Genomic DNA, 12,351 nt, shown 5'->3' with positions numbered 1-12,351 from the left:
GCGTCCGCGGAGGAACTCTGGATTGCGTCGCTTCGCTCGCAATGACGAATGAGACCGCTGCCCCCTACTCCGTCATCGGCTTCTCGGAGATGCTCCAGTCCTTGCCGTCGAAGATCGAGATGTAGAGCGTCTTCATCGGCGTGTAGTCGTCCGGCGTGTAGGCATAGTTGACGCCGTCGAGGAAGAACGGCGAGTGGAAGCCGGCGAGTGTCGTGGCGTGCTTCAGCACGTTCTCGCGCGTCAGCGTATCGCCGCAGCGGCGCAGGATCTCGCCCATCGACACCGCCTGGCCGTAGCCGGCATAGGCGATGGTGTTGTCGGGATCGATGCTGGGCAGGTACTTGGCGCGCAGCGCCTCGAAGCCCTTCACGTCCGGATCGTCCTTCCACTGCGGCACGCCGGCGTCCTTGGAATAGCGGATCGCGACGATGCCCTTGGCATTCTCGAGGCCGGCGGCGGACAGGATCGAACGGCCGGTCGAGCCCGCCGACAGCAGCTGCAGCGGCTTCCAGCCGAGCTCGGCCACCTTGCGGATCGACTGCGACGAGGCCTTTCCCGTGCTGATGTTGTAGAACACGTCGGCGCCGGACTTCGACAAATTGATCAGCTGCGAGTCCACCGTCGGCTCGGTGAGATCATAGGTCTGCTCCATGATCACCTGCGCCTTGCCGCCGGCGTCGGCCAGCACCTTCTTGAACGGTCCCAGGAAGTCGCGGCCGAAATCGTCGTTCTGATAGAGGATGCCGATCTTGGCTTCCGGCTTCACGCTCAGCACGTGCTTGGCGAGAATGCGCGCCTCGGTCGGATAGAGCGGCAGCCCCGCCATGGTCCATTTGTAGTTCTTCGGATCATTCCACTTCGAGGCGCCGGTGTTGAGCAGCAGCTGCGGCACGCCCTTGGAATTGAGGTATTTGTGCACGGCGGTCTGCGGCGCGGTGCCGAGCGAGCCGTACAGCGCCAGCACTTCGTCCTGCTCGACCAGCCGCCGCGTCGCCTCGACGCATTTCGGTGCGCTATAGGCATCGTCCATGGTCAAGAACTTGACCTTGCGCCCGTTGATGCCGCCCTGCTCGTTGAGCATCTGGAAATAGGCTTCACCCACCCGGCCGAGCACGCCGTACAGCGAACCGGGACCGGAATGCGGAATGGTCTGACCGATCTTGATCTCGGTGTCGCTGGCGCCGGCATCATATTTCTTCTCGGCAGCCCAGACGTAAGGCGAGGCGATGGTCGAAGCGCCGATGGTCGCAAGCGCGGTGGCGCAGAAATCGCGCCGCGTCAGATGTTTTTTCATTTTTTGTCTCTCCCTAGACTACCGACATTTTTTGGCATCGGGAGAGCTGCGGCAAGAGCGAAGTTGCCGCATTGGACGCTGCGTGCAGCGCATTCAATAGCGTGTAGACTCAAGTCCTGACGGCGACCACGGCCAGCCCGCGCACCGGCAGCTGCTCCTCGGTGCGTGGCGACGCCGGCTCGAGATGGGCCAGCTTCAATCCCGCGGCCGCGATCACGCCACGGACATATTCCGCTCCATGGGCATAACGCAGCCCCTTCCCCATGATCACACCGTCGCCGTCATGGGTCTCAACGGTAAAGGTCAGCAGCCCGTCCGGCGTCAGCACACGTTGCGCCTCGCGCAACACCGGGCCGAGGTCGCCGACATAGACCATCGCATCGGCTGCGAGAATGAGATCAGCAGACGCAACGTCCTGGCGCTGCAGCCCTGCGGTCATGTCGTCGACCTCGAGCCCGGCATAGAGCCCGGTGGCGCGCGCCTCCGCGATCATGCCGGCCGACAGGTCGATGCCGATGAAGCTATCGACGTTGCTGGCGAACGCCGCCGCACCCAGCCCGGTGCCGCAGCCGAGATCGATCGCGCGCTTGAAATAGGCCAGCTTGCGCTCGGCCGCGCGCACCGCGATCACCGCCTTGAACAGGATCGCGGGCGCACGGTAGTGCAGCCGCTCGATCAGCTCGGTCTCGAAACGCGGCGCGTACTGGTCGAACAGCGACTGCACATAGGCCTTCGGCATGTCCGAGAGCGGCGCGGCGCCGAGCTGCATCAGACGCACAGCGGCACCGTGGCGGTCATCCGGATCGGCGACGCAGGCGTTCCGGAAGGCAGAGATTGCCTTGTCGGTTTCACCGAGCGCGATCCTGATCTTGCCGAGTTCGAACCAGGCCGAGGCGAAGCTGGGGGCGACCTCGATGGCCTGCTCCATCACCTCGGCGGCCGCGACCAGGTCGCCCTTCAATTGCAGGTCGCGGGCGAACTCGTAGCGGCGGTCGGCGATCAGATCGCCGGAGGACAGGAACAGGCGGTGGGGCATGGGAACCATCGTCGTCAATGCGAACTTCTCATCGAGGAGATGGATGCGCGGGTCAAGCCCGCCCATGACGAGATGGAAACTGGCACGACCTGAAAACGCGTCTTGCGTGACCTATATGACCGGCATGCGCCCGCAAGACATCCTGCTGCCCGTTCCCTCCGGCCTGTGCTGCAAGGCCGGCGGCTTTCACATCGATCCCGTGCGCCCGGTCGAGCGGGCGCTGATCACCCACGGCCATTCCGATCATGCCCGTGCCGGCCACGGCGCCGTGCTGGCGACGCAGGAGACGCTCGACATCATGCGGCTGCGCTATGGCGAGAATTTTGCGGGCTCGATCCAGGCGATCGGCTATGGCGAGGAGATCAGGCTCGGCGACGTCACCGCGAGCTTTCATCCCGCCGGTCACGTGCTCGGCTCGGCGCAGATCAAGGTGTCCTGTGGCGGGACCTGCATCGTCGCATCCGGCGACTACAAGGATGCGCGCGATCCGACCTGCGCGCCGTTCGAGCTGGTACAATGCGACGTCTTCATCACCGAGGCGACGTTCGGCCTACCCGTGTTCCGTCACGGCGACGCAGCGCTGGAAGTGAACAAGCTGCTGGCCTCGGTGGCGCTGTTTCCCGACCGCGCGCATCTGGTCGGCGCGTATTCCCTCGGCAAGGCGCAGCGCGTGATCGCGCTGATCCGCGAGGCCGGCTATGAGCAGCCGATCTACCTGCATGGCGCAATGGAGAGGATCACGCGCTACTATCGGGACAAGGGAATCGCGCTGGGCGAGCTGAGGCCTGTGAAGGGCGTCAAGAAGGCCGAGCTCGCCGGCACGATCACGCTGGCGCCGCCGAGCGCGACCTCCGACCTGTGGACGCGGCGCTTTCCCGATCCCGTCACGGCCTTCGCCTCGGGCTGGATGCGGGTGCGCGCCCGCGCCCGGCAGCGCGGCGTCGAGCTGCCGCTGGTGATCTCGGACCATGCCGACTGGGACGGGCTGACCGCCACCATCGCGGCGACCGGCGCAAGCGAGGTGTGGGTCACCCACGGCCAGGAGGACGCGCTGGTGCATTGGTGCCGGAGCAAGGGCCTGGCGGCCCGGCCGCTCGACCTGGTCGGCTATGGCGACGAGGAGGAGAGCGAGGTGGTGGCGACGGGGGACGCGGAGGCATGAACCGCTTCGCCGAGCTGCTCGACCGCCTCGCCTATGAGCCGGGCCGCAACAACAAGCTGCGCCTGCTGACGTCGTACTTCCGCGAGGTCGAGGATCCCGATCGCGGCTACGCGCTGGGCGCGCTGACGGGCGCGCTGTCGTTCAAGCACGCCAAGCCGGCGCTGATCCGCGAAATAATCGCCGCGCGCACCGATCCGGTGCTGTTCGCGCTGTCGTATGATTATGTGGGGGATCTCTCGGAGACCGTTGCGCTGATGTGGCCGAAGGACAGGGCGCATCATCAGCAGCTCGTTCCTGGGTACCCCCCTCCCCACCCCTCCCCCACAAGGGGGGAGGGAGCCGAGTGGCACTCGGAGCTTGCATCTCGTTCGATAGCCAACAGGGGCTCAACAAGTGATCTTGCTCCTCCGAGCACTGCTCTCTCCGTTCCCTCCCCCCTTGTGGGGGAGGGTCAGGGAGGGGGGTGCCACACAGGTGGTCTTACGAGAGCATCCGGCCACAACAACCCGCCACCGCCGACGCTGACCGAGGTCGTTACCACCCTGCGCACCCTCGGCAAGACCGAGATGCCGCGGCAACTGGCGCGCTGGCTGGATGAGCTCGACGAGACCGGGCGCTGGGCACTGCTGAAACTGGTCACCGGGGGCTTGCGCATCGGCATCTCCGCGCGCCTCGCGAAGACCGCAGCGGCCGCGCTCGGCGACAAGGACCCGCACGAGGTCGAGCTGATCTGGCCGGGCCTCGCGCCGCCCTATCTCGACCTGTTCGCGTGGCTGGAGGGCCGCGGCGACAAGCCGGTCAACCGCGATCCCGCGCCTTTCCGCCCTGTGATGCTGGCGCATGCGGTCGAGGACGACGACTTCGCCAACATGCAGGCCGCCGACTACATCGCCGAGTGGAAATGGGACGGCATCCGCGTGCAGGCGGTGAGCGGCCGCGACGCCGATGGCCGCATCGTCACGCGGCTGTATTCGCGCAGCGGCGAGGACATCACCGGAAGCTTTCCGGACCTGCTGCCGTCGCTGCATCTGCCTGGCGCGCTCGATGGCGAGCTGCTGGTGGTGCGCGATCAGCGCGTGCAGAGCTTCAACGTGCTGCAGCAGCGGCTGAACCGCAAGACGGTGTCGCCGAAGCTGATGAAGGAGTACCCGATCCACCTGCGGGCCTACGACCTGCTCGGCGATGAGGACAATGACCTGCGCGAGCTGCCGTTCGCCGAGCGCCGCGCGAAGCTGGAGGCGTTCATCAAGCGCCTGGACGATCCGCGCGTCGACCTGTCACCGACCATTGCGTTCGCGACCTGGGATGCGTTGAAGGCCGCGCGCGCCAATCCCGCCTCGGCCGGGGCCGGCGACGATGCCGAAGCGGTGGAAGGCGTGATGCTGAAGCGGCGCGACGCGCTGTATCTGCCGGGGCGTCCCAAGGGGCAGTGGTGGAAGTGGAAGCACGATCCGCACATCATCGACGCCGTGCTGATGTATGCGCAGCGCGGCCACGGCAAGCGCTCGTCCTATTACTCCGACTACACGTTCGGCGTCTGGACGGCGGGAGACGGCGGCGATCAGCTGGTGCCTGTCGGCAAGGCCTATTTCGGCTTCACCGACGAGGAGCTGCTGCAGATCGACCGCTTCGTCCGCCGCAACACCACGGAGAAGTTCGGTCCCGTCCGCCACGTCGTGCACGAGCCCGGGCAGGGGCTGGTGCTCGAAGTGGCGTTCGAGGGCCTGCAGCGCTCGCCGCGGCACAAATCCGGCATCGCGATGCGCTTTCCGCGCATCAACCGGTTGCGCTGGGACAAGCCACCGCGCGACGCCGACCGGCTGGAGACGCTGGAGCGCATGCTGAGGAGCGAGACCCCGGCGTGACAGCGCGGGAACATTAAATACCAGTAACCAGCTTGCGGCGGCGAGCCGGGTTCCCCACCTGCCCTGCCGTGCTTTATAATCGGGCTCGCGAATCCGACGAACCCGCCTGGAGACGATGACATGTCGAACGACATCAGGGACTATCCGGCCCGCGCCCGCAGCTCGGATGGCCTGTATCGCTTTCTCGGCGGCTCGCCGCTGTCGGTGGCGTTCCGGCTGGTCCTGCTGTCGATCCTGGTCGGCGTGGTGCTGTCGGCGATCGGCTTCGATCCCTTGAACATCCTGCACAGCATCCGGCTGCTGTTCATCCGGCTGTACGAGCTCGGCTTCGACGCCTTCAACTGGCTGTGGCGCTACTTCCTGCTCGGCGCCGTGATCGTGATCCCGATCTGGTTCCTGTCGCGGCTGTTCGCCCCGCGCGGCCGGTAGAGAGACGCAGCCGATGCAGCTCCGCTTCGTCGGCTGCGGTGACGCGTTCGGCTCGGGCGGCAGGTCCAACACCTGCTTCCATCTGACCGGCTCGCGCACCAATCTCCTGATCGATTGCGGCGCCTCGTCGCTGCCGGCGCTGAAGCGGCTCGGCATCGCCTGCAACGATATCGAACTGATCCTGATCACGCATTTCCATGGCGATCATTTCGCCGGCCTGCCGTTCCTGCTGCTCGATGCGCAGTTTTCGCGCCGGACGCAGCCGCTGGTGATCGTCGGCCCGGCCGGCATCGACGCGAGGCTGACGCAGGTGATGGAAGCGCTGTTCGAGCATTCGTCGCGCACGCCGCGGAAATTCGAACTGTCGGTGATCGAGCTCGCGCCTGAGCAGCCAACGCGCTTCGGCGCGGTCTGCGTGACGCCGTTTCCAGTCGTCCACGGCAATTCGGGCGGACCGTTTCTCGGCTACCGGATCGAGGCCGAGGGAAAGATCGTCGCCTACACCGCCGATACCGAGTGGACCGACAGCCTGATCCCGCTCGGCCGCGACGCCGACCTGTTGATCGCCGAGGCCTACACCTACGACAAGGCGGTGAAGAACCATCTCAGCCTCGCGGCGCTGGAGGCGCATCTCGGCGAGATCGGGCCGAAGCGGCTGGTGCTCACCCATATGAGCGACGACATGCTGGGCCGGCTGGACCGCATCAGCCATGTGGCCGCGCATGACGGCATGAGCATCGACCTCTAGCTGAGAGACGCGAAAGGCCGCTAAGAACGGCAGAGACACGCGTGTCGCGCGCTTTGCCAATCAACGAGACGTTCTTGACTGCTTCAGCCAAAATCACGACAGCGCAGGTGTTCGACATCGCGGGTCCCGCGATGATCGCCAACCTGACCACGCCGCTGATCGGCATCGTCTCGACCACGGCGATCGGCCGGCTCGGCGAAGCGGCCATGCTCGGCGGCGTCGCCATGGCCTCGGTGATCTTCGATTGCCTGTTCTGGCTGTTCGCCTTCCTCCGCGCCAGCACACTCGCCTTCACCGCGCAATCGCTGGGCGCCGGCGAGAGCGACGAGATCCTGATGGTCCTGATCCGCGGCCTGGCGCTGGCCGCCCTGATCGGCGTCACCCTGATCGCGCTGCAACTGCCGCTGGGCGCGATCATCTTCGACATCATGGGCGGCAGCGACGCCGTGTTGAGCGCGGCCCGCAGCTATTTCATCGTCCGGATATGGTCGGCGCCCCTGGCGCTCGCCAACTACGTGCTGCTCGGCTGGCTCGTCGGACTGGCCCGCGCACGGCTGGCGCTGGCCGTTCAGGTCGCGATCAACCTGATCAACATGGCCGCGACCATCCTCTTCGTCCAGATGCTGCAGGCCGGTATCGCCGGCGCGGCGATTGCCGCCGTGATTGCTGAGACGGTCGGTGTCGCGATCGGCCTGGTGCTGGCGCGCCGCTTGGTCAAAGCCGACGCCCGGATATCGCGCGCTGCGCTGCTCGACCGCGCCAAGCTGATGCACATGATGGCGGTGAACCGCGACATCATGATCCGCACCGCGGCGATGATCGTCGCCTTCTTGTTCTTCACCTCACAAGGCGCGCGTGCCGGCGACACGACGCTGGCGGCCAACGCGGTGCTGAACAATTTCCTGCTGGTGGCCGCGTTCTTCCTCGACGGGCTCGCCAACGCCGCCGAGCAGCTGTGCGGCTATGCGTTCGGCGCGCGCAACCGCGACGCCTTTTCCGGCGCCACTAGGCTGGTGCTCGCCTGGGGCTTCGGCTTCGCGCTCGCCGTTGCCGTGATCTTCGCGCTGTTCGGGCCGGTGCTGATCGACGTGATGACGGCAAGCGATGCGGTGCGCCGCGCGGCGCGCGACTATCTGCCGTTCGTGGTGGCGTCGCCGCTGCTGTCGGTGTTCGCCTTCGCGTTCGATGGCGTCTATATCGGTGCCACCTGGGCGCGCGACATGCGCAATCTCATGGTGGCGGCGCTGATCGTCTTCCTCGGCATCTGGCTGGCGCTGCGCGGCTTCGGCAATACGGGCCTGTGGATCGCGATGCTCGGCTTCTACGCCGCCCGCGGCGGCTTCCAGGCCGCACGCTATCCGGCGCTGCTGCGGGCGTCGTTCGGCAACAAAGAGAGTTTGTAGAGGGCGCTGTATCGCGCAGCGCGCTTTGCGATCTCGCTCGCCCTGCACTCTTCGCCGAAGATAGAGCGCGTCTAAACCGGCCAGTCCTCGGCGGTGATCGTCGCGGCGTCGGCACCGACGATCTCCGACAGCGAATCGCGCCCCGTGCGCAGCAGCGTCGAGGTCAGGTCGGCTTTGATGCTCTCGACCAGGCCGAGGCCCTTGTAGACCAGCGAGGAATACAACTGGATCAGGCTGGCCCCGGCGCGGATCTTGGTGAGCGCTGCGCCGCCCGTGTCGATGCCGCCGACGCCGATCAACGGGAACGCGCCTTCGACGCGCACGAAGGTCTCGGCCACCATCCGGGTCGACAGCCGGAACAGCGGCCGCCCGGACAGGCCGCCCTGCTCCTTGGCGCGCAACTGCTCGCGCAGCGAGCTGGGCCGGGCGAGCGTCGTGTTCGACACGATCATGCCGTCGACGCCGCGCGAGCGCGCGACATGGACGACGTCATCGAGCTCGGCGAGGCTGAGATCCGGCGCGATCTTGAGCAGCACCGGGGTGTCGCCGGCCTTGCGGCGGATACGGTCGCGCGCCTCCAGCACCTTGGATAGCAGCTCGTCGAGCTGAGAAGCCTGCTGCAGGTTGCGCAGGCCCGGCGTGTTGGGCGAGGAGATGTTGACGGTGAAGTAGCTCGCCACCGGCGCGAAGGTCTCGATCAGCCGGACGTAGTCGGCGACACGGTCGGCCGAATCCTTGTTGGCCCCGACATTGACGCCGACGATGCCGCCCTGATGGGCGCGGCCGGCAAGCCGCCGCAACACGATCTCGGCGCCGTCATTGTTGAAGCCCATGCGGTTGATCACCGCCTCGTCGCGCTCCAGCCGAAACAGCCGCGGGCGCGGATTTCCGCTCTGCGGCCGCGGCGTGACCGAACCGACCTCGACGAAGCCGAAGCCGAGCCGCAGCAGCGCGTCCGGCACCTCGGCGTTCTTGTCGAAGCCGGCGGCCATGCCGACCGGATTCGGGAAGTTGAGCCCGAAGGCGCGCACCGCGAGCTTCGCATCGTCCGGTCGCGGCTTGATCGCCGGCAAGAGCTTCAGGCCCTGGACGGCGAGCCGGTGCGCATCCTCGGCGTCGAGCCAGCGGAGCAGCGGCAGCGAGAGCTGGTCGAAAGCGCGGATCACGGCTTCAGGTCCGGAATGTCGTGGCCGCCATCGGCACGGCTGTGCAACTGGTGAACGGCGGTCACGGCGCCGAGATCGAGCTCGCCATACAGATGCGGGAACAGCTCGTCGTTGCGCGAGCGCTCCCAGCGCAAGCCTGCACCCAGTGCATCCGCCTCGACCTCGACCAGGAACAGCGCGCTCTGCCCGAAAAAGTGCTTCCGGGCCGTCTCCGGCACCTGGGGGGCGGTCGAAAAATGGATGAACCCGTCGCGCAGATCGTCGGCGCTACCGCGGTACACGCCCAGCCGCTCCGCCTCGCGCCAGGCCGAAGCTGAGCAGATTTTGTAGATTTTGGGCACCTTCGCGCGGTCCTGGCTCGAGCTTGAGTTTGCTGATGTTTTCGGAGCGGCCGACCGTATCGGCAGGGGGCGGCGAACTCAAGTATCGTTTGCCCGGGACAGCCCGGCGGCCGCCCCGCTCAGGCTGCACCCGAGTGACTGCGAGTTCGCGAGGACGCAGCCGGTTCCTCAGCAAGGGTTAACCTGATTCGGTTTTCCTGTTGCGCGCGATTCGCAACCGATCATGCCCACGCTTGAACCTTTTGGAGATTGCCATGGACCGCCGCCACGTCTTGAAGGCTCTTGCGGGGCTCGCCCTCTGCCCCGCCTGCGCGACCCCGGGCTTCGCCGCCGAGGGCGCCCCGCATTGGAGCTATGAGGGCGCGACCGGACCGGCCAATTGGGGGGATCTCGATGCGGCCAACAAGGTCTGCGGCGTCGGCACCCAGCAATCGCCCATCGACATCGAGCACTCGACCCGGGCCCAACTGCCCAACTTCAAGCTGAGCTGGGCCAGGACCGCGGACACCATCGTCAACAACGGTCACACCATCCAGCTCAACTTTGCCGACGGCAGCAGCACCCTGAAGCTCGACGGCACCACCTACAAGCTGCTGCAGGTGCATTTCCATCGCCCGAGCGAGCATCAGATCGGTGGCAAGAACTATCCGATGGAGGCGCATTTCGTCCACCGCGCCGCGTCGGGCGGGCTCGCCGTGGTCGGCGTTCTCATGACCACCGGCCGGCCCAATCCCGCCTTCGCGCAGATCGTGGCGACGATGCCGGACAAGGAGGGTCCCGCGGTCAAGGCCGATCCGCGCATCAACCCCAACATGATGCTGCCGGCACGCCGCTCCTATTATCGCTATGCCGGCTCGCTGACGACGCCGCCCTGCTCAGAGGTGGTCGAATGGCTGCTGCTGAGCGAGCCGGTCTCGGTCGCGGAAGCGGACGTCGCGAAATTCGCCAAGCTGTATCCGATGAACGCGCGCCCGGTGCAGAAGCTCGACCGCCGCTTCGTGCTGCACGGGGTGTAGTTCGAATGGCCGCTTCGGACTGACGCGGCCGCCGAGTTCTCCGCTGTCGTCCCGGCGAACGCCGGGACCCAACCGCGGAATCTCAGTTGTCTTGCGAGGTGGCGGATATCCGTCACCTCACCTCGGCTCGTGGCTGACGGATCCCGGCTCAGGGCCGGGACGACACCTTTTTGTGTGACGACGAGCGAGCCCCTCACGCGCTCCGCGCCAGCGCGCCGTCGATCATCGCCACCGCATTGTTCACGCCGTAGACCGCGACGAAGGAGCCGAAACGAGGGCCCTTCTCCTGGCCGAGCAGCACCTGGTAGAGCATGTTGAACCAGTCCAGCGACACGCCGGGGCGGCCGTCCTTGCCTTTCTTGGCGTGGTCGAGGAACGGCTCGCGGCGGCCGATCTCGTAGACCACGTTCTGGATGTCCTCGGCCGTGGCCTCCGCCGGAAGATTGGACAGCGCATCGCGCAGATCCTGTAGCGCCACGCGCTCGCCCTCGGTCGGCTCGCGGAAGGTCTTGGTCGGCGCGACGAAGTCGCGATAGTAGTTGATGGCGTAGCCGACCATCGCGTCGAGCTTGGGATGGGTCTGCGGCGTCACGCCCGGCCGGTAGCGGCCGATGAAGCCCCACAGCGTCTCGGCATTCTCCGCGTTCGACGACGACACCAGGGTCAGCAGCAGCTGGAAGGTGACTGGCATGTCCGCCTTCGGCGGCTTTCCGGAATGGATGTGCCAGACCGGATTGCCGAGCTGTTGCTTGGCATCCTGCTTCCGAAAACCATCGAGGAACTGCTGATAGTCGTCGACGTTGCGCGGGATGACGTCGAAATACAGCCGCTTCGCCGCCTTCGGCTCGCGATACATGAATAGCGACAGCGATTCCGGCGAGGCGTAGCGCAGCCATTCGTCGATGGTCAGCCCGTTGCCCTTCGACTTCGAGATCTTCTGGCCCTTCTCGTCGAGGAACAGCTCGTAATTGAAGCCCTCAGGCGGGGTGCCGCCGAGCGCCGCGCAGATCTTGCCCGACAGCTTCACCGAATCGATCAGGTCCTTGCCGGCCATTTCATAGTCGACGCCCAGCGCATGCCAGCGCATCGCCCAGTCCGGCTTCCATTGCAGCTTGCAATGGCCGCCGGTCACCGGAACGGTCATGCGCTCCTTGGTCTCCGGATCGTCGTAGGAGATGGTGCCGGCCTTGGCGTCGTGCTCGACGATCGGCACATACAGCACGAGGCCGGTGCGCGGGCAGATCGGCAGGAACGGCGAGTAGCTCGCCGCGCGCTCCTCGCGCAAGCTCGGCAGCATGATCGCCATCACCTTCTCGAGCCGCTCCAGCATGCGCAGCAGAGCCGCGTCGAACTTGCCGGAGGTGTAGTAGTCGGTCGCGGAGGCGAACTCGTAGTCGAAGCCGAACCGGTCGAGGAAGGCGCGCAGCCGCGCATTGTTGTGAGCGGCGAACGACGGATATTCGTTGGAGAACGGGTCCGGGATGCGCGACAGCGGCTTGCCCAGATGCGTGGCCAGCATGTCCCTGTTCGGCACGTTGTCCGGCACCTTGCGCAGGCCGTCCATGTCGTCCGAGAACGCGATCAGGCGGGTCTTGATCTTGTCCTCGGTGAGCACGCGGAAGGCGTGGCGGACCATGGTGGTGCGCGCTACCTCGCCGAAGGTGCCGATATGCGGCAGGCCGGACGGGCCGTAGCCGGTCTCGAACAGCACCTCGTCCTTGGGGTTCTTCTTCAGCCGGTTGACGATCGCTTTCGCCTGCTCGAACGGCCAGGCGTTGGATTGTTCGGCGAGCGCGCGCAAGTCGCTCGGGCTGGTCTGGACGAGATCGATCGTGGACATCGTGAAAAAGACTTCTCCGAAGACGTCAGTGCAAAACAGCGGTCATGATAC

Annotated in this window: 11 protein-coding genes; 6 read left to right on the top strand and 5 right to left on the bottom strand. The window is 66.2% G+C overall.

The genetic code is table 11. The features are described 5' to 3' along the window. Positions 1-64: 64 nt before the first annotated feature. Positions 65-1,294 carry an ABC transporter substrate-binding protein gene (locus tag QX132_RS09340; RefSeq protein WP_315813334.1) on the bottom strand — a complete coding sequence of 410 codons (1,230 nt, stop codon included), beginning with the start codon at positions 1,292-1,294 and terminating at the stop codon, positions 65-67. Positions 1,295-1,403: 109 nt separating this feature from the next. Next, complete coding sequence (locus QX132_RS09335; RefSeq protein ID WP_315735823.1) at positions 1,404-2,330, bottom strand: methyltransferase domain-containing protein; 927 nt, start codon at positions 2,328-2,330, stop codon at positions 1,404-1,406. A gap of 115 nt (positions 2,331-2,445) precedes the next feature. On the opposite strand from QX132_RS09335, the gene QX132_RS09330 reads away from it, so the two are divergent. From QX132_RS09330 to QX132_RS09310, 5 genes are all read left to right on the top strand, one after another. Next, positions 2,446-3,492 carry a ligase-associated DNA damage response exonuclease gene (locus tag QX132_RS09330; RefSeq protein WP_316161093.1) on the top strand — a complete coding sequence of 349 codons (1,047 nt, stop codon included), beginning with the start codon at positions 2,446-2,448 and terminating at the stop codon, positions 3,490-3,492. Beyond that, the gene (locus QX132_RS09325; protein ID WP_316160848.1) at positions 3,489-5,357 is read left to right on the top strand and encodes an ATP-dependent DNA ligase; all 1,869 of its coding nucleotides are present in this window, start codon (positions 3,489-3,491) and stop codon (positions 5,355-5,357) included. The genes QX132_RS09330 and QX132_RS09325 overlap by 4 nt, the downstream gene beginning before the upstream one ends. A gap of 120 nt (positions 5,358-5,477) precedes the next feature. Next, positions 5,478-5,786 (top strand): DUF6460 domain-containing protein, encoded by a 309-nt coding sequence (locus QX132_RS09320; RefSeq protein WP_315735819.1) that lies wholly within the window; start codon positions 5,478-5,480, stop codon positions 5,784-5,786. A gap of 13 nt (positions 5,787-5,799) precedes the next feature. Next, complete coding sequence (locus tag QX132_RS09315) at positions 5,800-6,534, top strand: MBL fold metallo-hydrolase (RefSeq protein ID WP_316160846.1); 735 nt, start codon at positions 5,800-5,802, stop codon at positions 6,532-6,534. 107 nt (positions 6,535-6,641) lie between these two features. Continuing rightward, on the top strand, positions 6,642-7,937 hold the full coding sequence (locus QX132_RS09310) for an MATE family efflux transporter (protein ID WP_316161092.1): 1,296 nt from the start codon (positions 6,642-6,644) through the stop codon (positions 7,935-7,937). A 71-nt stretch (positions 7,938-8,008) separates the two neighbouring features. On the opposite strand, the gene QX132_RS09305 is transcribed toward QX132_RS09310, so the two are convergent. Then, positions 8,009-9,103 (bottom strand): quinone-dependent dihydroorotate dehydrogenase, encoded by a 1,095-nt coding sequence (locus QX132_RS09305; protein ID WP_316160844.1) that lies wholly within the window; start codon positions 9,101-9,103, stop codon positions 8,009-8,011. Then, the gene (locus tag QX132_RS09300; protein ID WP_315735813.1) at positions 9,100-9,444 is read right to left on the bottom strand and encodes a DUF952 domain-containing protein; all 345 of its coding nucleotides are present in this window, start codon (positions 9,442-9,444) and stop codon (positions 9,100-9,102) included. The genes QX132_RS09305 and QX132_RS09300 overlap by 4 nt, the downstream gene beginning before the upstream one ends. A 254-nt stretch (positions 9,445-9,698) precedes the next feature. Here QX132_RS09300 and QX132_RS09295 point away from each other — a divergent pair, with 254 nt between their 5' ends. Beyond that, positions 9,699-10,460 (top strand): carbonic anhydrase family protein, encoded by a 762-nt coding sequence (locus tag QX132_RS09295; protein WP_315784809.1) that lies wholly within the window; start codon positions 9,699-9,701, stop codon positions 10,458-10,460. 193 nt (positions 10,461-10,653) lie between these two features. Here QX132_RS09295 and QX132_RS09290 read toward each other — a convergent pair whose 3' ends face one another. Then, positions 10,654-12,300, bottom strand: coding sequence for a lysine--tRNA ligase (locus QX132_RS09290; protein WP_316160842.1), 1,647 nt, complete (start codon positions 12,298-12,300; stop codon positions 10,654-10,656). Positions 12,301-12,351: the final 51 nt, after the last annotated feature.

Source organism: Bradyrhizobium sp. SZCCHNRI20481, assembly GCF_032485055.1.
GTDB lineage: Bacteria > Pseudomonadota > Alphaproteobacteria > Rhizobiales > Xanthobacteraceae > Bradyrhizobium.
The sequence above is the reverse complement of the archived record's forward strand: the minus strand, read 5'-3'. Positions and strand labels throughout refer to the sequence as shown.

What these genes read in the sequence shown, in the direction of transcription:
- QX132_RS09340 (WP_315813334.1), bottom strand. Translation starts at nt 1,294, where the DNA reads ATGAAAAAACATCTGACGCGGCGCGATTTCTGCGCCACCGCGCTTGCG.
- QX132_RS09335 (WP_315735823.1), bottom strand. Translation starts at nt 2,330, where the DNA reads ATGCCCCACCGCCTGTTCCTGTCCTCCGGCGATCTGATCGCCGACCGC.
- QX132_RS09330 (WP_316161093.1), top strand. Translation starts at nt 2,446, where the DNA reads ATGACCGGCATGCGCCCGCAAGACATCCTGCTGCCCGTTCCCTCCGGC.
- QX132_RS09325 (WP_316160848.1), top strand. Translation starts at nt 3,489, where the DNA reads ATGAACCGCTTCGCCGAGCTGCTCGACCGCCTCGCCTATGAGCCGGGC.
- QX132_RS09320 (WP_315735819.1), top strand. Translation starts at nt 5,478, where the DNA reads ATGTCGAACGACATCAGGGACTATCCGGCCCGCGCCCGCAGCTCGGAT.
- QX132_RS09315 (WP_316160846.1), top strand. Translation starts at nt 5,800, where the DNA reads ATGCAGCTCCGCTTCGTCGGCTGCGGTGACGCGTTCGGCTCGGGCGGC.
- QX132_RS09295 (WP_315784809.1), top strand. Translation starts at nt 9,699, where the DNA reads ATGGACCGCCGCCACGTCTTGAAGGCTCTTGCGGGGCTCGCCCTCTGC.
- QX132_RS09290 (WP_316160842.1), bottom strand. Translation starts at nt 12,300, where the DNA reads ATGTCCACGATCGATCTCGTCCAGACCAGCCCGAGCGACTTGCGCGCG.